A 17,555-nucleotide genomic window follows, 5' to 3' on the forward strand; every position below is an offset into this window, starting at 1 on the left:
ATCAGGACTCCTTGATCAGTTCGGATGCCGCCAGCGCACAGCTGCGGCTTTTGGTGTTGCCTGCGCGTCCGTGCAACTCGAACCAGTCGGTGTCGATGCCGCAGCCGCAGCTGTGGCCGGGATGCAGGGTGGCCATGTCGCTCATGACGATGCTGTGGGCCGGGGCGGAGGTGATGAAGGGCGCGACGAAGTGCAAAAAGCCGCGCTCGCCATAGGCCTGCGTGGCCAGCGTCGCCGGGTGGCGCACGAAGGCGCGGGCGTAGGCCGGCACGTGGAAGCGGTGGCGCGGGCATTCGACGTAGGGCACCGGATGCTCGACCGAGCCGTAGCCGTCGCGGCAGCGCAGGTCCGGTATGCCCAGTTGTTCGCCCAGGCGCCGGTACAGCTCGGCCTTGGGGATGGACTGGTCGGCGTGGGTTTTCCAGCCGCCGCCGAGGAACACCAGCGAGTCGGCGTGCAGTTTCAAAGGCGGCAGGCCCATCTCGCGCATGCGCTCCAGGGTGAACCAGAGGAAGGCCGGGAAGCCGAAGATGCGCACCGGCAGCCCTTCCTCGGCGAACTCCTGCAACGCGCCGATGACGCCGAAGGGATCGAACTCGTTGCCGTGGCCGTTGTGGCGCAGCGCGTAGACGGCCCGGTTGACCGGCGCGTACTTGCAGAGGAACTGGTCGGTGTAGCTGGTGCCCAGGGTGATGGCGCCGGCCGGCTCGTAGCTGAGCAGCAGGTAGTTGCAGGGCGTGTCCGGCGTGTTCCAGCCGTAGTGGTCGAAGATGCGGTCGACCATGGCCTGGGCGGCGCCGATGCTGCGCGGGTCGTAGCGCATACGACTTTTTTGTCCGGTGGTGCCGGACGAGGTCAACTCCAGCGCGTCCTCGCCCGAGCTGCTGAGCAACAGGCGGCGCTTGAAATAGTTGGCGAACAGCGGCGGCAAGGTCGACCAGTCGCTCAATTGGGCCAAGGCATGCGGGTCCACACCGTTGGCGGCCAGCCACTCGGCGTAGCCGGGCGTTTGCGCGCAATGGTATTCGCTCAGCTCGCGCATGGCGGCATGGAACAGCTGGTCGCACTCTGGATCGGCGCGGTAGGGCGAGGCGATGGCGCAGAGCGCATCGACATGGGGGAGTGCAGTCACGATAAACTCCTAGGACAGAGGGAACGGCATCGAGTGGAATGGGGTGTCAGGCGGCGACGGTTTCTTGCTTGAGCAGGCGCCACAGGGGCCACAGGGCGACGCCCACGGGGATGCTGGCGGCGCAGGCAAAGGTCGCCAGGCTGGCGCCGGCGCCCAGAGCGGCCAGGGAGGCGCTGCCCAGCCCGATGATGGCGATGGAAATCATGCCCAGCATCGCGGCGACGGTGCCTTTGCCGCTGGCGCTGGCGAACAGGGTCAGGCGGTAGAGCGAGGCGTTGCCGATGCCCATGCCGAAGGCGTACACCACCATGCCCGGGATCAAGGCCATCATGCGGCCGCTGGCCAGGGTGCCGGCCGCCATCAGCAGCAGGCCGCCGACGATGGGCAGCAGGGCCAGGCGGATCAAGGAAGGCAGGTCGAAGCGACCGGCGGCGTAGTTGAGGGCCAGGTTGCCGGCGATGAGGCCGCCGAAGATCGGCAGCTGCCACAGGCCGTAGCTCATCGCGTCCAGGCCCAAATTGCGCATCAGCAGCAGGGGCGACAAGCCGATCCAGCTGATGAGGGGGATGCTGATGAGGCCCAGCGCCATGCTTCCCTGCATGAATCTCGCATTGCGCAGCAGCTCGCCATAGCTGGCCAGGATGCTCGCCAGGCGCAGGGGCGCAGGGGCCAGTTGGCCGCCTTCGGTGCGCGGCACGCCAATGGTCTCGGGGGCGAAGCGCCATAGGCCGAGCCAGGTCAGGACGGCCAAAGCGCCGACGCAGACGAACAGGGCGCGCCACGACATCACGTCCAGCAACAGGCCGCCCAGCAAGGGGCCCAGCAGCGGCGACAGCAGCGCGATATTCGCCAAAATCGCCATCAAGCGCAGCGCGTCGGTCTCGGGAAAGCTCTCCTGCAGCAGCGGATAGCTGACCACCACGACGAAGCCCAGGCCGATACCCTGGACGAAACGCAGGCCCTGGAAGAGGTGGATGTCGTTGATCCAAGGGGCGAGCAGGCAGGCCGCCGCGAATCCGGCGGCGCCGATCAGCAGCAGGGGCCGGCGGCCGTAGCGGTCGGACAGCGGGCCGATCAACCATTGGAAGGCCACGCCGCCCAGCAGGTAGGCGTTCAAGGCCAGCGGCACGTGGCTGGACGGCGCGTCCAAATCGCGCACCACGTACAACATGGCGGGCATCACCACATCGCTGGCGACATAGGTGAGCAATTCAAAGGCGGCCAGCAGCAGGCAAAAGAGCAAGGCATGGCGCGGCGACATGGGGACGAGCGAGCGGGAAAACAGGGACATTCTGAGATGCATTTCTTGCCTTGTATTGTGGAAAGCAAATTTCTATTGCGAATAGTGAGCCAGCTGCGATTCTTGTGGAATACGCCGGCTGGCGCCGGGCGTGCGGCCCTCATGGTGGCCGCACGCGGGATATCGGGGCTATGCCCAGGGCATCTCCTTTACTTTACTCGGTTGGCAACATTGACTGAATAGTAAGTAGTGTAACAGCGGAGATGCATACTTTGTCAATTAGAAATATGACTTTTGGTATCTTTTAATGCTTTTTGATAAATCTCTTTATGGGTAATGATTCGCATTCAATGTTGGGAAGGGAAAAACGCATGTCAACGCATCCACCCCGTATGCCGATGTGCGCGTGCCGTCTTACTTCAGGCTGGTGCGCGCCGCCGCCACGATCTGCCGCGACAGCTGCTCCATGCGCGGCGACTGGACCTTCCAGGTGTGCCAGTACAGGGCCACGTCGGCCGGCCGGCTCGGCGCCAGCATGGCCATGCCGTCGGCCTCGGCGCTGGCGTGCAGCAGCAGCTCCGGCACCATGCCGTAGCCCAGGCCGTAGCGGATGGCGTTGAAGTGCGAGGTGGCGCCCGGCACGTAGTGGCAGGGGTAGGCGCCCTCGGGCAGGCCGAGCCGGCTTTGCAGGAAGGACGACTGCAGCGTGTCCTTGCGGGTGTACGCCACCACCGGCGCCAGGCGCGCCGCCTTGCGCGTCAGCCCCTGCGGGAACCAGCGGGCGCGGAAGGCCTCGCTGGCCACCAGCCAGTAGCGCATCACGCCGAGCGGCTCGGCCGAGCAGCCGCGCATCGGCTTCGGCTCGGAGCTGATGCAGCCGATCGCCATGCCCGTCTCCAGCAGCGCGTAGGTGTGGTCCTGGTCCTCCACGGTCAGGTCGAGCAGCACGCGCTCGCGGATCAACACCTCGGACAGGGCGGGGAAGAACCAGGTGCCGACCGAGTCGGCGTTGAGCGCCAGCACCAGCGTCAGCGGCGCGTCCTTTTGCACCGCCAGTTCCGCCTCCAGGTCGGCCTCCAGCAGCTTGGCGCGCTTGAGGTATTGCAGCAGGCGCTGGCCGACGCGGGTGGCGCGCGCCGGCCGGCTGCGCACCACCAGGGCGTTGCCGAGCATGCTCTCGAGCGCGCGCACGCGCTGCGAGATGGCCGGCGAGGTCAGGTGCAGCTGGACGGCGGCCTGCTCGAAGCTGCCGGTTTCGATGACGGCGCGGAAGGCCTCGGTGTGTTTCGGGTTCAGATTCATCGCGCGGGCCTAAGATAAGAAAAATTTAGCATTCCCAAATAATACTTACTTTTGATAACGATGTGTCTGCTGCGATGCACAATGCTGCCTTGCGGCGGGACTGGGCCGCGTGCGGGGTGCCGCGCGCCCGGTTCGGCCAGACGCACTGAAACAATGTTCACTTCGAAGAGTCTATCGATGTTGCTACACACCATATATTTGATCGCCATCGTCGCCGAGGCCATGTCCGGCGCCATCATGGGCATGCGCCGGGGCATGGACCTGTTCGGCATTTGCATGATCGGCGCCGTCACCGCGCTGGGCGGCGGCAGCATCCGCGACGTGCTGCTGGGGCACTATCCGCTGGGCTGGATCGCCCACCCGGAATACCTGCTGTTCACCATCGGCGCGGCCGTCGTGACGGCGCTGGTGGCGCGCCACCTGCACCACCTGCGCGCGGTGTTCCTGCTGGTCGACGGCCTGGGCCTGGTGGCGTTCTGCGTGATCGGCTGCGACATCGCGCGCGCCCAGGGCATGCACCCGGCCATCGTCGTGCTGGCCGGCCTGATCACCGGCGTGTTCGGCGGCCTGCTGCGCGACGTGCTGTGCAACCAGATCCCGCTGGTGTTGCAGCGCGAGCTGTACGCCACCGTGGCGCTGTTCACCGGCGCGCTGTACGTCGGCCTGCTGTGGCTGCGGCTGGACCCGGCGCTGGCGGTGCTCGCCTCGATCGGCGCCGGCCTGGCGTTCCGCCTGCTGGCGATGCGCTTCCATTGGCAGTTGCCGAACTTCGACGCCTCGCGCGTGCGCGGCTTCGAGTAGGGCGGCGCGGCCTTCCCCGTGCGGGCCGCCAGGCATTAAATGATGCCATTAGGATAAAATTTCCTCCCACGCGAAAATGATTCTCATTTACAATGCGCGTAATTGGGATTGATTCTCATTCAACGGGGAAAAGAAGAAAATGCGTATCAAAGTGATGGTGTTGGCCTTGTTTGGCGTGATGGCAAGTTGGCAGGCAGGCGCGGACGAGGCGGCGGCGGAGACGGGCGCAACAGCCAATCCGGCCGGCGCGCCCGAGCGGGTGGTGATTAGCGGCGACAAGCTGAAGCGCACGGAGAACGACAGCAGCGCCAGTGTCGGCGCGCGCAACCGCCGCCAGATCGCCGAATCGGGCATCACCACGGTGGAGGACGTGGCGGCGCAGATGGCCAACGTCGGCACCGCCGAGGGCTTGTCGATACGCGGCGTCAACGCCCTCGGCCCGACCGGCGGCGGCGGCCGCACCATCACCCTGGTGATGGACGGCGTGGCGCAGGACGGCTACGGCCAATCGATCAACAGCCTGAGCGTGTGGGACGCCGACCGGGTGGAAGTGCTGCGCGGCCCGCAATCGACCAATCAGGGCCGCAACTCGCTGGCCGGCGCGGTCGTGTTGAAGACCCGCGATCCTTCCGACCTGGCGGACTTCAGCTACCGCCTCAGCGCCGGCAACCAGAATTCGCGCCGCCTGGCGCTGGCCGGCGGCGGCGCCATGGTCGACCAGGTGTTGGCCGGCCGCGTCTCGTTCGAGCAGCGCCGGCGCGACGGCGACGTCAGCAACCCGACCCGCAACGACCCGCGCTTCAACCACGACGACGGCCACACGCTGCGCGCCAAATTGCGCGTGACGCCGTTTGGCGAGCGCTACCAGGCGCTGTTCACCCTGGTCGACGCCAAGCAGCGCCTGGGCAGCGACTCGGTCGAGGCGGTCGCCCGCCCCATCTCGGCGCGGCAGAACCTGTCCAACGAGGCGCGCAATTCGGACAACCACACGCGCTCGGCCGCGCTGGAGCAGACCTTCAAGGTGGGCGGCGCCGACCTCACATTGCTGAGCACCTATTCGCACAATCTGTTTTCCCGCGTGCAGGACTACGACGCCACCGAGCTGAAGCAGGGCTACCGCACCGGCGAGAACGTCGACCGCCAGTTTTCGCAGGAGGCGCGCGCCAACTTCGAGACCGCGCTGTTCGGCCGGCCGCTCAAGGGTGTGGCGGGGGTCTACTATCTGAACGCGAACTACAGCGCCGACGACATGTTCACCGTGCCGGTGTCCTACGTGCTGGGCCTGACCGGGCAGTGCCCGGTGCAGGCGGCCTGCGACACGGCCTACGGCGCCGAGTTCGTCAAGCGCGGCAATCTGGAGGGCCACCACACCAAGACCCGCGCCGCCTTCGCCGAACTCGACTATGTGATCGACCGGCTCACCGTGACCGCCGGCGTGCGCTTCGACGCCGAGCGCCAGACCCGCGTGCTGACCGGCGCCACCAACGGCACCTCGCCGCTGGCGCGCATGGTGGTCGGCCAGTTGATCGCCGGCGGCATCTTCAGCGCCGACGGCATGCAGAACCTGCAGACCGACAATGCCGTCTGGCTGCCCAAGCTGGGCCTGCGCTACGCGCTGCTGCCGGGCTGGGTGGCCGGCCTGACGGCGCAGCGCGGCTACCGCACCGGCGGCGTCGACTACAGCTACCAGCGCGGCTCGAACGCCTTCGGCCCGGAGTTCACCAAGAACTACGAGGCTTCGCTGAAGGGCGTGCTGGACAACGGCATGATGCTGGCGCTGAACGCCTACCGGGTCAACTGGACGGACCAGCAGGTCAACGTCGGCCGTGGCTCGCTGGACACCTTCTTCGTCAACGCCGGCAGCTCGCGCCTGCAAGGACTGGAGGCCGAGCTGCGCGGCAAGGCGCTGCCGCAACTGGAACTGTTCGGCGCCGTGGGCCTGGCGCGCTCCCGCTTCATCGACTTCGCCTCGCCGCAGGGCGACTTTACCGGCAAGCAGTTCGCCCGCTCGCCGCGCCAGACGGTGTCGGCCGGCTTTAGCTGGACGCCGGGCCGCTGGCTGTTGAACGGCAACGTGGTGCAGACCGGCGGCAGCTACACCGGCCCGGAAAACGTCGACCGCAACGACGGCCACACCATCCTGGGCGGCAAGGTTTCCTACACCCTGGCCAACGGCGTCTCGCTGTTCGCCTTCGGCAGCAACCTGACCGACCGCCGCTATATCACCGCCAACCATCTGAACTCCGTCACCGACCGCTACGCCGTCACGCTGGGCAGCGCGCGCCAGTTCGGCTTTGGCGTACAGGGCAAGATCTGAACGGGGGCGCGATGATGAACTGGATCTGTATTTGCGTGGCCGGCCTGGCGGCGCTCGGCTTGTACCTGGCGTCGCCGCACCAGACCTTGTGGCGCGCCGCGCTGGCGCGGGCGGCGCTGCTGCGTTGGCTGGCGCTGCCCTTGCTGGCAGGCGCCGTGGCCTCGGCCGCCTCGGCCTATGGCGCCTGGTGCGGCGTGTGCATCGCCTCGGCCGGCTTCATGGCGACGCTGGTGGCGCTGCCGTACCTGGATGCCGGCTTGCACGGCCGCAAGCCGGCCAAAGCGGGAGCGCGCCATGTTGGGTAAATCGACGGCGGCGGCCGTTCTCGGACTCCCCCTGTCGGTATTGCTGGTGGGCTTTATCGCCTTGCTGAGCAACGACCAGAAGAGCACCACCCTGCCTTTGTTGCTGCTGTTCTTTTTGGCCTGGGTGGGCGCCATGATCGCGGCGTTCCTGTTCAAGACCGGCCTGCGGGCCTGGTTGTGGATGGGCGGCGCGAGCATCGTCGGCTACACCGCGCTGCATTTCCTCAAGGCAAGCGGCCTGATGAAGGTGGCGGGATGAAGTCGTCGACCATACGCACCTTTATGTCGGTGCATACCTGGGTGGGGCTGGCGGCGGGCTTCTGCCTGTTCATCGCCTTTTATGCGGGCGCGGTGACGATCTTCCACGAGGAGTTGCTGACCTGGGAAACCGCCTCCTCGAGGGCGCGGCCGGTCGAGTCGACGGCGCGGGCGCAAGCGCTGATCGAGGCGGTGCTGAAGGCCCATCCGCAGGCGAAGGAGTCCTTCTATCTGCGCCTGCCGTCGCAGCACGTGCCGGATCTGTCGCTCGATTGGGACGAGGAGCGCAAGGGCGGCGCGGAGATCGAGCACCACTTCCGCCTGAACGCGGCCGGGCAGTTGGAGGACGTCAAGCCGTATTCGCAACTGGTGGACTTCATCTACCGCCTGCATTACTCGGCCGGTTTCCCGCCCAGCTGGGGAATCTATGTGCTGGGCGCGATCTGCGTGCTGTATGGGCTGGCGCTGGCCAGCGGTGTGATTATCTATGCGCCCTTGTTTTTGAAGGATTTGTTTGCGCTGAGGATAGGCAAGAACATCAAGCGCATGTGGCAGGACGCCCACAACGCCATCGGCATCCTGTCGCTGCCTTTCCACCTGATGTATGCGTGGAGCAGCGCGGTGCTGACGCTCGGTGTGATCTTGTTGGCGCCATTCCAGTACATGGTTTTCGACGGCAAGTTGCTCAACCTGGTGGGGGCGGATATTTCTGCGGCCGCCACGCCGGCCGCCTCCGGTGTGGCGGCGGCGACGCTGCCGGCGGCCGAATTGCTGGCGGCGATACAAGTCGCCGCGCCCGGGATGGAGGTCGAGACCATGGTGTTCCACCAGCATGGCGACGCCAACGCGCAGTTGCAGGCCTACGGGAAAATCCACCAGGAGACGGTGGCCAGCCAGGCGGCGGTGGTGTTGAACGCCAGCAACGGCGGGGTGTTGCGCGTGGTGGCGCCGGAGCGGTACAGCGCGGGAACGCGCTTCCTGCGCAGCCTGCAAGCTCTGCACTTCGGCAACTTCGGCCACGCGGCGGTGCAGTGGACCTACTTCATCCTCGGCATGGCGGGCGCCTTCCTGTTCTACAGCGGCAATCTGTTGTGGGTGGAGGCGCGCCGCAAGCGCCAACAGCAGGCGCAGCCGCGCAGCGGGCGCTTGATGGCGCAGGCCACCCTGGGTGTTTGCCTGGGCTGCGTGGCCGGCGTCTCCGCCGTGTTCGTGCTGAGCAAGCTGGCGCCGGGCGAGCTGCCATTGTGGGAACAGCGCGGCTACTACGCGGTGTTCTTCGCCTGCGTGGCGTGGGCCTTCGCGCGTCCGCCGGCGCGCGCGGCGCACGAGTTGTTGACGCTCTGCGCGGTGCTGACGGCGGCGATCCCGCTGGCGCAGTGGCAGCGCAGCGGCAGCAGCCCCTGGCAGGCGCTGCTGCACGGCGACGGCGTGATTGTCGGCGTGGCGGCGGTGGCCATCGTCTTCGCCGCCTTGTACTGGAAGATGGCCCGCGCCGTCCTCCAGCGCGGCCGCCACGGCGATCCGCACAGCGTGTGGTCGCTGCAAACGCCCGGCGCCGTCGAAGCGGGGCGGCGGCAAGAGGCGGCCTGAGGCTGTTGTTGGGCCGACGGTGTCGAAACAGGTGCACATGACGGCGGCTTGCCGCGCGCCGCCGTTTGCACCTCCGGCCGCCGTCAGCTTGAACGATCAGCTTGAACGATCAGCTTGAACGATCAGCTTGGACGATCAGCTTGAGAAACCAGGCCGGACGTTCAGCCGTTGTACAGGTCGCTGGCCTGGTCCAGCCGCCAGTTGCTGCGCGCGATCGTGGCGTTGTAGCGGTCGCCCGCCTTCAGGCCGCGCAGCTCGATGTTCACCGATGCTTCGGTGAAGGTCAGGATGCCGTAGTTTTTGCGCGGGGCGCCAAACACCAGCCCTCGCGCGCCACGCCGGAACTGACCACCTCGATCACGCCGCTGTCGTCGTACAGCGCGTTGCGGTGCACGTCGCCCGAGACGATCATCGCCCCTTGCCGGCCCTGCAGCAGGCCGCGCATGCGCCCGAAGGCGGTCGGATATTGTTCCCAGCTCTCGTCGCCGAAGCGGTGGAAGGTGGTGCTCGATACCACCACGGCAAAATTGGCGCGCGAGGCCGCCGACCTTCTCCAACCAGTCCCATTGCTGCGCGCCGAGGATGGCGTCGCGGTCGTGGGCCGAGATGGCCGGCTCGGTGCGGTAATAGCGTTCGTCGAGCAGGAAGATGTCGGCCGGGCCGGCGCTGAGCTTGCGATAGATATTGGCGCCGTCGACGTCGGCGCCGAAGGCGTGGACGAAGGCGGCGCGCGCCGCGTCGCGCAGCGCCGGGGAGCTGTCGCCGCCGTAGCGGTTGTTGCCGAGGAAGTCGTGGTCGTCGTAGACGGCGAGCAGCTTGGCGTTGCGGTCGCGGATGTCGCTCAGCAGGGACTTTGAAGTTGGGCTCCGCAAATTGCTTCTTGTACAGGACGTCCAACTCCGCGCGCAGTAGCTCGGGATCGTCGTGATGGTCGTGCTCCAGATAGATGTTGTCGCCCGCCAGTACCAGAACATCCGGCTTTTCGTTCAGGATTTCCAGCCATACGGGCTGGGGATTGACCTGCTGTAGTTTGGTGCACGAGGCGACGGCGATTTTCATGGCGAGACTCCGGTAGGTAAGTTGGTAACTAGGTCGATAACGCGGAATGCACGAGATGGCGCTTTGGATGGACAGCCAAGCCAGTCCCGGTGGATCGCGCCGCCTTGTAGGACTGGTCCTACGAAACCGCCTATTCTGTGCCGTTTTACCGCATGAATTCTCTCGAAATGTCACTTTGATAATAAATTCTCGGTTCAGTAAGATCCCTCAACGGCGCCGCGTACGCGCCAGCAGCAAGGCGGCCAGCCCCAGCATGAGGCCGGTCCACAGCGGCAAGGAGACCAGCTGGCCGCCCCACGGCGTCGCGGTGGCCAAGGCCGGCGAGGGCGCGAACACCGGCACTTGATCGAAATCGCGGAAGCCGTAGCCGCCCAGGCAGGTGGCCGGGCAGGGCGCGCGTTCGTCGCCCAGCGCGGCGCGCTGTATCGCCTCCTGGAAGTAGTCGCGCAGGCGCCGCTGGTGCTGCTGCACCTCGTCCAGAAAGCGCTGGTGGCGCACGCCGTCGTTGCCGGCGAGGCCGGCCAGGATTTGATAGGTCGAGCTCACCGGGCTAAGCACGAGCGCTGCCTCGAACCTGCGCTGGCGCTCCTGTTTGGCGCGCGCGAAACGTTGTTCGACGCCGGCCATCACGCGCTCGAGCTCCTGCGCCCGCTGCAGCCGCGAGACGCTGGACGACACCTTGTCGAGCGCCGTCGCCGGTTTCCAGTCGGGATGGCTGTCGTAGAAGCGCGCCAAGCTGTCCAGCTTGTTGGCCGCGACTTGGTCGGCGGCGTCGCGCATCGCCTGCACATACAGCTCGCGCTGCGGCACCGGCGCGCCCAGTTGGATCGCCACGCCCAGCGCGCCGGGCAGCAGAATGGCGAAAACCAGCCAGGCGGCGAAGCCGGCGAAGGCGGCCGTCATGCGGTTGCCGCAGACGGCGCCTATGGCCACGGCCACCGCCGCCCAGAACATCGAGTACAACAGCAGCACGCCGCCCCAGCTGGCCAGCGCCGCCATGCCGGCAAGGTCGAATTCGACCGCGCCGAGCAGCAGGGCGGCGCCCACGCAGGCCGCCGTCAACAGCGCCGTGGCGCTCAGCGCGCGCGCGAACACCTGCGCCACCAGCATGCGGCCCAGCCGTATGCCCTGCAACTGCAGGGAGCGCAGGCGCAGGCTTTCCCGGTCCTGGGTCAGGACGGAGCTGGTCAGGGCCAGCAGTATCAGGGGCCACAGGTAGACGACGTAGAACATCAGGTCGAAGCGGCCCACCGCCAACAGCGCCGGATGTTCGATCTCGCTGGCGGTGCGCACCGACTCCATCGACTCGGCGCGCACCCGCACGTAGGGCGGCAGCAGGTCGGCCTGGCCGATGGCCAGCGCGGCGCCGGCAACGGCGGGCTTGGCGGCAAATCCGACGTGTTCTCGGAAGGCGTAGCCGCGCACATCGACCGGCGTGCGATGCCACTGCAGCCGGGCGAACTGCGCCGCCGCCGGGTCGGCGAAGTAGCGCCGCGCCAGCGTGCTGGCGTCGCTCCTGGCCTGCGCCTCCTGGGCGGCGGCGGCGGCCACCGCCTGGCGGCCGTGGCGGTCGAAACGCGCGCCCTCGAACAGCCCGAAGGCGGCGAGCAGCAGGGCGGCCGCGAGCAGGGCGCCGGTGCCGCGCTCGCGCAGCTGGCAGCGCAGGTCGTAGGCGACCAGGGTGAAAATCTGTTTCATCGTAGGTTTCCGTTTCGTAGATGGCGCAAGCCGGCCGCGCACAGCAGCAGGCTGGCGGTGAACAGCGTCAGCAAAGGAAGGAGATGGCGTGCCAGCAGGCCGCCCATGTCCAGCGGGTTGAAGCGGAAGCGGAACGGCGGCACCCGGTCCCATAGCGACCGGTCGCCGTCGTGGCGGACGCCGTCCTGCTCGCGGTGCGCGGCAATGGCCGTATTCATCACCCTTTGTATGGTCCGGCGCTGCTGTTCGGCGCCGTGGATGAACTGGACATGCTGTTCCGTGTCGCTGCCGGCAAGCGCGCTGGAGAGGCCGGCCACCGCCACCGCCGGCGACAACCAGCCGGCGAGCGCCGCCGCCGCCGACTGCCGGCGCATGGCGTCGAACAGCTGGCCGTAGTGCTGGTCGAAGATGCGGTCGCCATGGTTCTCGCCACGTTGCAGGCTGATGCCGGCCCAGTTCACGGGTAAGTCCTTGGCGTCGCGCACGCCGTGTTCGCGCAGCAGCTGCTGTTTGTCGTGTTCGGCCTGTTGCGGATCGTCGGGCATGCCCAGCGCGCTGTCGAGGTCGGCGCGGAACCGCTGCATGGTCGGCAGTGGCGCCGCCAGTTGCGCCAGCTCGACCGCCGCGCGCGGCGCCACCAGCGCGGTGAGCGCCCACAGTCCGATCAGCAGCGCCAGGCTGGAGCGCAAATTCGGCGCCCATGCCGAGACGGCGGCGATCAACGCGGCCCAACTGCCCAGATAGACCAGGTGGCCCAGCGCGAACAGGGCGGCGCGCGGCGCGCCGTCGCTGAACGGGCTGCGGCTGTCCAGGGTCCACTCGAGCGCGGCCACGGCGACGCAGGCGGGCAGCGCCAGCGTCGCCGCCAGGCAGAGCAGCACCGCGCCGCGCGCCAGCGCCAGGGCGCCGAGCGGCGCGGCGTTGACGCGCAGGGCCGCCAGCGTGCCGCGCTCGCGTTCGGCGGCGAACATGCCGAAGCCGAGGAAGATCATGGCCATCGGCGCCAGCACTTGCAGCACGAACGCCGGGTGCAGGCGGAATTGGCGGTTGACGCCGGCTTCGTCGTTGGCCGGCCGGTACACCAACTCGTTCTGCTTGTGCGCCTCCAGCCAGACGCTGGCGCCGACGTAGTGCTCGATGCCGGGGTCCAGGGCGGCCAGCGCCGACAGGGGTTTGAACACGTACACGCCGTAGTGGGCGGCCGCGTGCGGATACTTCTTGCCCTGCTGCGACCAGCGCTGTTGCTCCGCCTGCTCAGCCGCGCCGCGCGCCTCCAGCGTGGCGCGCAACTGCAGCGAGGACGACAGCGCCGCGCAGCAGGCCAGGGCCAGGCCGACGCCGAGCACCAGCCAGACGCGCCAGTCGCGCCGGCGCTCGCGCCAGTCGGCCTGCCAGGCGCCGGCAAAGGCCAGCAGCCAGCGGCGCCGGCCGCCGCGCCGCTCAGGCGCGGCGGGCGAGGATGTCAAGGTAGTTGCGTTCGAGTTCGCCTGCATTCAATTCTCCTAGTTTCCATTCGCCGGCCAGTTGGCCGCCGACCAGCATGCCGCAGCGGTCCGCCAGCTCCTGTGCGCGGAACAAATCGTGGGTTGCCATCAGTACGGCGGCGCCGTCGTCGGCCAAGGCGCGCACCAGGCCGCCGAAGGCGACGCTGGCCTCCGGATCGAGGCCGGAGGTGGGCTCGTCCAACACCAGCACCTTCGCCCCCTTGGCCAGCGCCATCACGATGCCGACTTTTTGCCGCATGCCTTTCGAGTAGCCGTGGGCCTGGCGGTGCCAGGCGTGCTCGGGCAGGCCGGCGCGCGCCAGCAGCGTCTCGATCTCGCCGCGCCCCGGCCTGATGCCGAGCAGGCGCATGAAGAACTCGACGTTCTCCACCCCGCTGAGGCGCTCGTACAGGGCGACGTTCTCGGCGATGTAGGCGGCGTGTTGGACCGCCGCCTGTGCCGGCGGCAGGCGGGAGCCGGCCAGCCGGATGCTGCCGGCGTCCGCCTCGACAAAGCCCAGCAGGCAGGCGATGGTGGTGGATTTGCCGGCGCCGTTGGGGCCCAGCAGGGCGTAGATTTCACCGCCGTGGACATGCAGGTCGAGCCCGTCGACCACGCTCCTGCCGTCGTAGCGCTTGCCCAGTTTTTCGATATGGATCATGCCGGTTCCTTAGAAGGCGTAGCGCACTTCGGCAAACAGGGTGCGGCCCGGATAGGGGTGCAGCTGGAAGGCGCGGTTGTTGTTGAGGTTGTCGATGCCGAGCGCCAGCTCGGTGCCCTTGACCGGTTTGAGCAGCAGGCGCACGTCGAGCTGGCTCACGCGGGAGACGGCGCCGTACACGTCGCTGTTGGTGTCGCTATTGTTGATCTCGTTGAACTGGGCGCCGGCATAGCGGTAGGTGGCGGCGGCGCTCCAGCTGTCGGCGGGCGCGTAGAGCAGTGTGGCGGCCGAGCGGACGCGCGGCACCCGCGACCAGTTCTTTCCCACCGACGGCGGATAGTCCCGGTTCTCCAAAATGGTCGATTTGCTGAAGGCGATGTTCGCCTCCGCGCTCAGGCCGTGGATGCCGAGGCGGTCGACCTGGCCGACCAACTCCACGCCGCGGGTGCGCACGCGGTCGACGTTTTGCACGTTCGTCACGTTGGGGAAAACATTCAGGTTCAGCTGGCTCCAAATGGTGTTGCGGACGTCGTCCTGGAACAGCGAGGCGCGCAGGCTGCCCAGTGCGTAGCGTTGCTCGGCCATCAGCTCGAGGGCGTTGGCGCGCTCCGGTTTCAGGGCCGGATCGTTGACGACGATGCTGCTGCCGACGGCGCTGCCCTGGAACAGTTCGGCGACGGTGGCGAAGCGCGTGCCGCGTCCGGCCGAGAGGCGCAGCGTGGTGTCGGCGCCGGCCTCCCAGTTGAGCGAGAGCTTGGGCGACCAGGCCTGTTCGCGCCGGCGCGGATAGTTCTGCGCGGCGGCGCCCTGGGCGCGCTGGACGCCGTCGCTGGCCTGCCACGCCTCGCCGCGCAGGCCGAAGGTGGCGTGCCAGCGCGGCGCGAAGCGCCAGGCGTCCTGGGCGTACAGCGCCAGCGTGCGGGTGCTGCCGCCGAGGTACTGGCTTTCCGCGCCGCCGGCCTGGCGCCAGTCCGCCGTGGTCAAGCTGCGCTGCTTGAGCCGGTAGTGGTCGCCGTGCACGCCGAAGGTGAGGGCGTGCGCGCCGCCGGTCCAGTCGCCGGCGCTGGGCGTGTAGCTGGCTTGCGCGTCGAGCGAGTGAAAGCCGGTGCCGTCGCGGACCACGGCGCTGCCCGGGCCGCCATTGGCGGCCAGCGGATCGGCGCTGCCGGCGTTGCGCTGCACGTCGTCGAGGATGCGGTAGCTGCTCGCCGACACGCTGCCGTTCCAACCGCTGCGATGGCGGCTCTTCAGCGTCACGCCGGCCTGGGCGTGGTGCTCGTCGCGGCGGTACGGGGCGAATCCGGCCGCCGGCAGCACGAAGACATTGGCGCCGTCGCTGACGCGGCCGGACCAGACGGCGGCGCCGGCGGCGTCGCGCAGGAAGGTTTGGTTGCGCGTCACGCTGTTGTTCTGCCACCAGGCGATGAAGCCTTCGGCGCCCAGGGTCGGGCTGAAGTCGTAGCCGAAGGCGGCCTTCGCCGTGTGTTGCCGGGTGTGGTCGATGGCGCCGCCGTTGGCGCCGAAGATCGCGCGGCGCGTGCCGAACGGTCCGGTATCGTAGACCACGCCGCCGACCGGGGTGGCGGGCGGGCCGGCCGGCGCCGTGAACACCCCGGCGGCGTTGGCGCTGGCGCTGGCATAGCCCATCGGTTGGCTGGTGGCGTCCTGCTGGTTGAGCATCAATTTGTACCAGAGGCCGGAGGCGAGCCGGTCGCCGATCAGCGCCGAGGCCTGATAGTTGCGGTAGTGGCCGCTCAGGCCGTATTGGTCGAAGGCCTGGTCCTGCAGCGCCACTCTGAGCGCGCCGGAGAACGCGGTGGGGCGGCTGGTGGTGATGGCGATCGTGGTGCCGATCGAATTGCCGGGGTAGAGCGCGGAGAAGGGGCCGTACGACACATCGACCCGGCTGATCTCCTCCGGTGCGAGCATGTTCCAACGCGGCGCGTCGAAACGGCCGAGGAAGTTCGACAAGAGGTGGCCGTCCATGCTGACCAGGGCGCGCGGCGCCTGGGTGGTGGAGAAGCTGCGGCCGCCGACCAGGGCGTTGCGGTCGCCGCTGTAGCGCTTGCGTATGGTCATGCTGGGCAGGTTGCGCAGGGCATCCTCCGGGTTGAAGATGTTCTGCTGCTGGCGCAGCTCGTCCTGGGTTTTGCCCACGCTGGTGGTCGGCAGGTTGGGGTCGAGCGGGCTGCGGCTGCTGTGGATGGTGATGGTTTGCAGCGCTGCTGCGGCGGCGGCGGCGGCGGGCTCGTCGGCGTAGGCGAAGCCGCCGGTGGCGAGGGCGAGGGTCATTGCGGCGGCGATCGGCCGGGTTGTGGTTTTCATGTGGGCGAGTGTGGGAGGGCTAAGGGGGCAACGGAGACGGGTGGTCCGTGCGCGCTTGCAGGGAGCGATGCCGGCGGGCCGTCCTCCCGTGGCCAAGTCGGAGATGGGGAAGGGGGGGCGGCGCGCAGCCGTCGCTAATGCAATTGACTTGCATCATAAGTCGATCCCTTCGTTAATGCAATACACTTGCATTAAAAAATGATTGTTGCTCGCTTGGGGAGTCGCTGCGTATTGGCCGGCGCGCCGGGCGCGCCTCAGGCCATTTGTGTGATGGTCTTGCGGAAGCGCGCCAGCGACAGGGCGAACAGCGCCGAACCGATCAGCAGCAGCGCGGCGAACGAGGTCCACACCACCGAGAGGCCGGCGCCCCGGTAGAGGATGGCCTGGCTCAGCTCGGTGAAGTGGGTGGTCGGCGCCAGCGCCATCACCTGTTGCACCCAGCCGGGCATGCTTTCGCGCGGGGTGATGCCGCCCGACAGCATCTGCAGCGGCATCATGATGAGGATCATCAGCAGGCCGAACTGCGGCATGCTGCGCGCCAGCGTGGCCATGAAGATGCCCATCGAGGTGGTGGCGAACAGGTGCAGCGTGGCGCCGAGCAGGAACAGGGCGATCGAGCCGTCGATCGGCACCCGCAGCGCGCCCTGGATCACCACCGCCAGCGCCACCGAGGCGGCCAGCAGCACCACCAGCGCCATGGCCCACACCTTGGCCAGCATGATCTCCAGCGGCGTCACCGGCATCACCAGCAGGTGCTCGATGGTGCCGTGCTCGCGTTCGCGGATCAGCGCGGCGCCGGTCAGGATGATCGACAGCATGGTGATGTTGTTGACCAGCTCCATCAGCGAGCCGAACCACGACTGCTGCAGCGCCGGGTTGAAGCGGGCCCGCGTGGCCAGCTCGACCGGCATGGCCGCCGTGGCGCGGTAGCCGCGGGCGAACTCGTCGACTTCGGCCGTGACGATCTGCACGATGGCGCCGTTGCCGGTGAAGGCCTGGCCCATGCGGGTGGCGTCGACGTTCAGTTGCAGCTGCGGGGCGCGGCCGGCCAGCATGTCGCGCTGGAAGTTGGGCGGGATGTCGAGCACGAAGGTGTAGCGGCCCGAGTCCATGCCCGGGTCCACCTCGGCCAGGCCGATCGGCGTGGGGCGGCCGAACTCGGGCGGGTAGAAGGCCGCCGCGATGCGCTGCGACAGGGCCGAGCCGTCCTCGTCGACGATGGCGATGGGGGCGTGGTGCAGGGTCTCCGGCATGGCCGTGCCGGCCACGTAGATGGCCAGGGTGAAGGTGTAGACGATGAGGAAGAGCATGGCCGGGTCGCGCCACAGGCTCCACAGTTCCTTGACGCCGAGGCGGTAGATGTTGGCCAGGTGGCGCAGCATG

The 17,555-nt window shown here is 68.0% G+C and carries 14 protein-coding genes; 5 read left to right on the plus strand and 9 right to left on the minus strand.

What is annotated here, in order from left to right:
* Nucleotide 1 precedes the first annotated feature (1 nt).
* The 3 genes from QC826_RS11120 to QC826_RS11130 form a co-directional block, all read right to left on the minus strand.
* Nucleotides 2–1,132 (minus strand): acyl-protein synthase, encoded by a 1,131-nt coding sequence (locus QC826_RS11120; RefSeq protein WP_279765675.1) that lies wholly within the window; start codon nucleotides 1,130–1,132, stop codon nucleotides 2–4.
* A 46-nt stretch (nucleotides 1,133–1,178) separates the two neighbouring features.
* Nucleotides 1,179–2,423 (minus strand): MFS transporter, encoded by a 1,245-nt coding sequence (locus tag QC826_RS11125; RefSeq protein ID WP_279765676.1) that lies wholly within the window; start codon nucleotides 2,421–2,423, stop codon nucleotides 1,179–1,181.
* A 363-nt stretch (nucleotides 2,424–2,786) separates the two neighbouring features.
* Nucleotides 2,787–3,674, minus strand: coding sequence for an HTH-type transcriptional regulator ArgP (locus QC826_RS11130; protein WP_279765677.1), 888 nt, complete (start codon nucleotides 3,672–3,674; stop codon nucleotides 2,787–2,789).
* 177 nt (nucleotides 3,675–3,851) lie between these two features.
* Between QC826_RS11130 and QC826_RS11135 the strand changes: the two genes are divergently transcribed.
* From QC826_RS11135 to QC826_RS11155, 5 genes are all read left to right on the plus strand, one after another.
* Nucleotides 3,852–4,475 (plus strand): trimeric intracellular cation channel family protein, encoded by a 624-nt coding sequence (locus tag QC826_RS11135; protein WP_279765678.1) that lies wholly within the window; start codon nucleotides 3,852–3,854, stop codon nucleotides 4,473–4,475.
* 139 nt (nucleotides 4,476–4,614) lie between these two features.
* A complete protein-coding gene (locus tag QC826_RS11140) occupies nucleotides 4,615–6,792 on the plus strand; it encodes a TonB-dependent receptor (RefSeq protein WP_279765679.1) in 2,178 nt (725 codons plus the stop codon).
* An 11-nt stretch (nucleotides 6,793–6,803) separates the two neighbouring features.
* Nucleotides 6,804–7,097, plus strand: a complete 294-nt coding sequence (locus QC826_RS11145) for a hypothetical protein (RefSeq protein WP_279765680.1) — start codon at nucleotides 6,804–6,806, stop codon at nucleotides 7,095–7,097.
* On the plus strand, nucleotides 7,087–7,356 hold the full coding sequence (locus tag QC826_RS11150; RefSeq protein ID WP_279765681.1) for a hypothetical protein: 270 nt from the start codon (nucleotides 7,087–7,089) through the stop codon (nucleotides 7,354–7,356). The genes QC826_RS11145 and QC826_RS11150 overlap by 11 nt, the downstream gene beginning before the upstream one ends.
* Nucleotides 7,353–8,945, plus strand: coding sequence for a PepSY-associated TM helix domain-containing protein (locus QC826_RS11155; protein WP_279765682.1), 1,593 nt, complete (start codon nucleotides 7,353–7,355; stop codon nucleotides 8,943–8,945). The genes QC826_RS11150 and QC826_RS11155 overlap by 4 nt, the downstream gene beginning before the upstream one ends.
* A gap of 161 nt (nucleotides 8,946–9,106) precedes the next feature.
* Here QC826_RS11155 and QC826_RS11160 read toward each other — a convergent pair whose 3' ends face one another.
* The 6 genes from QC826_RS11160 to QC826_RS11185 form a co-directional block, all read right to left on the minus strand.
* Complete coding sequence (locus tag QC826_RS11160; RefSeq protein ID WP_279765683.1) at nucleotides 9,107–9,817, minus strand: alkaline phosphatase D family protein; 711 nt, start codon at nucleotides 9,815–9,817, stop codon at nucleotides 9,107–9,109.
* 394 nt (nucleotides 9,818–10,211) lie between these two features.
* Nucleotides 10,212–11,702 carry a DUF3526 domain-containing protein gene (locus QC826_RS11165; RefSeq protein ID WP_279765684.1) on the minus strand — a complete coding sequence of 497 codons (1,491 nt, stop codon included), beginning with the start codon at nucleotides 11,700–11,702 and terminating at the stop codon, nucleotides 10,212–10,214.
* Nucleotides 11,699–13,168, minus strand: coding sequence for a DUF3526 domain-containing protein (locus QC826_RS11170; RefSeq protein ID WP_279765685.1), 1,470 nt, complete (start codon nucleotides 13,166–13,168; stop codon nucleotides 11,699–11,701). Before QC826_RS11170 ends, QC826_RS11165 begins: the two co-directional genes overlap by 4 nt.
* Nucleotides 13,143–13,847, minus strand: a complete 705-nt coding sequence (locus QC826_RS11175; RefSeq protein WP_279765686.1) for an ABC transporter ATP-binding protein — start codon at nucleotides 13,845–13,847, stop codon at nucleotides 13,143–13,145. The genes QC826_RS11170 and QC826_RS11175 overlap by 26 nt, the downstream gene beginning before the upstream one ends.
* Before the next feature lie 9 nt (nucleotides 13,848–13,856).
* Nucleotides 13,857–16,172 carry a TonB-dependent receptor gene (locus QC826_RS11180; protein ID WP_279765687.1) on the minus strand — a complete coding sequence of 772 codons (2,316 nt, stop codon included), beginning with the start codon at nucleotides 16,170–16,172 and terminating at the stop codon, nucleotides 13,857–13,859.
* Nucleotides 16,173–16,426: 254 nt separating this feature from the next.
* A complete protein-coding gene (locus QC826_RS11185) occupies nucleotides 16,427–17,554 on the minus strand; it encodes an ABC transporter permease (protein ID WP_279765689.1) in 1,128 nt (375 codons plus the stop codon).
* Between the last annotated feature and the right edge of the window lies 1 nt (nucleotide 17,555).

This window comes from Rugamonas sp. DEMB1 (assembly GCF_029834475.1).
Taxonomy (GTDB): Bacteria; Pseudomonadota; Gammaproteobacteria; order Burkholderiales; family Burkholderiaceae_D; genus Rugamonas; species Rugamonas rubra.

Bases quoted from the DNA above. Each gene is read 5' to 3' on its own strand.
- QC826_RS11135 (WP_279765678.1), top strand. From the start codon at position 3,852: ATGTTGCTACACACCATATATTTGATCGCCATCGTCGCCGAGGCCATG.
- QC826_RS11140 (WP_279765679.1), top strand. From the start codon at position 4,615: ATGCGTATCAAAGTGATGGTGTTGGCCTTGTTTGGCGTGATGGCAAGT.
- QC826_RS11165 (WP_279765684.1), bottom strand. From the start codon at position 11,702: ATGAAACAGATTTTCACCCTGGTCGCCTACGACCTGCGCTGCCAGCTG.
- QC826_RS11125 (WP_279765676.1), bottom strand. From the start codon at position 2,423: ATGTCCCTGTTTTCCCGCTCGCTCGTCCCCATGTCGCCGCGCCATGCC.
- QC826_RS11180 (WP_279765687.1), bottom strand. From the start codon at position 16,172: ATGAAAACCACAACCCGGCCGATCGCCGCCGCAATGACCCTCGCCCTC.
- QC826_RS11130 (WP_279765677.1), bottom strand. From the start codon at position 3,674: ATGAATCTGAACCCGAAACACACCGAGGCCTTCCGCGCCGTCATCGAA.
- QC826_RS11175 (WP_279765686.1), bottom strand. From the start codon at position 13,847: ATGATCCATATCGAAAAACTGGGCAAGCGCTACGACGGCAGGAGCGTG.
- QC826_RS11185 (WP_279765689.1), bottom strand. From the start codon at position 17,554: ATGCTGCGCCACCTGGCCAACATCTACCGCCTCGGCGTCAAGGAACTG.
- QC826_RS11150 (WP_279765681.1), top strand. From the start codon at position 7,087: ATGTTGGGTAAATCGACGGCGGCGGCCGTTCTCGGACTCCCCCTGTCG.
- QC826_RS11145 (WP_279765680.1), top strand. From the start codon at position 6,804: ATGATGAACTGGATCTGTATTTGCGTGGCCGGCCTGGCGGCGCTCGGC.
- QC826_RS11155 (WP_279765682.1), top strand. From the start codon at position 7,353: ATGAAGTCGTCGACCATACGCACCTTTATGTCGGTGCATACCTGGGTG.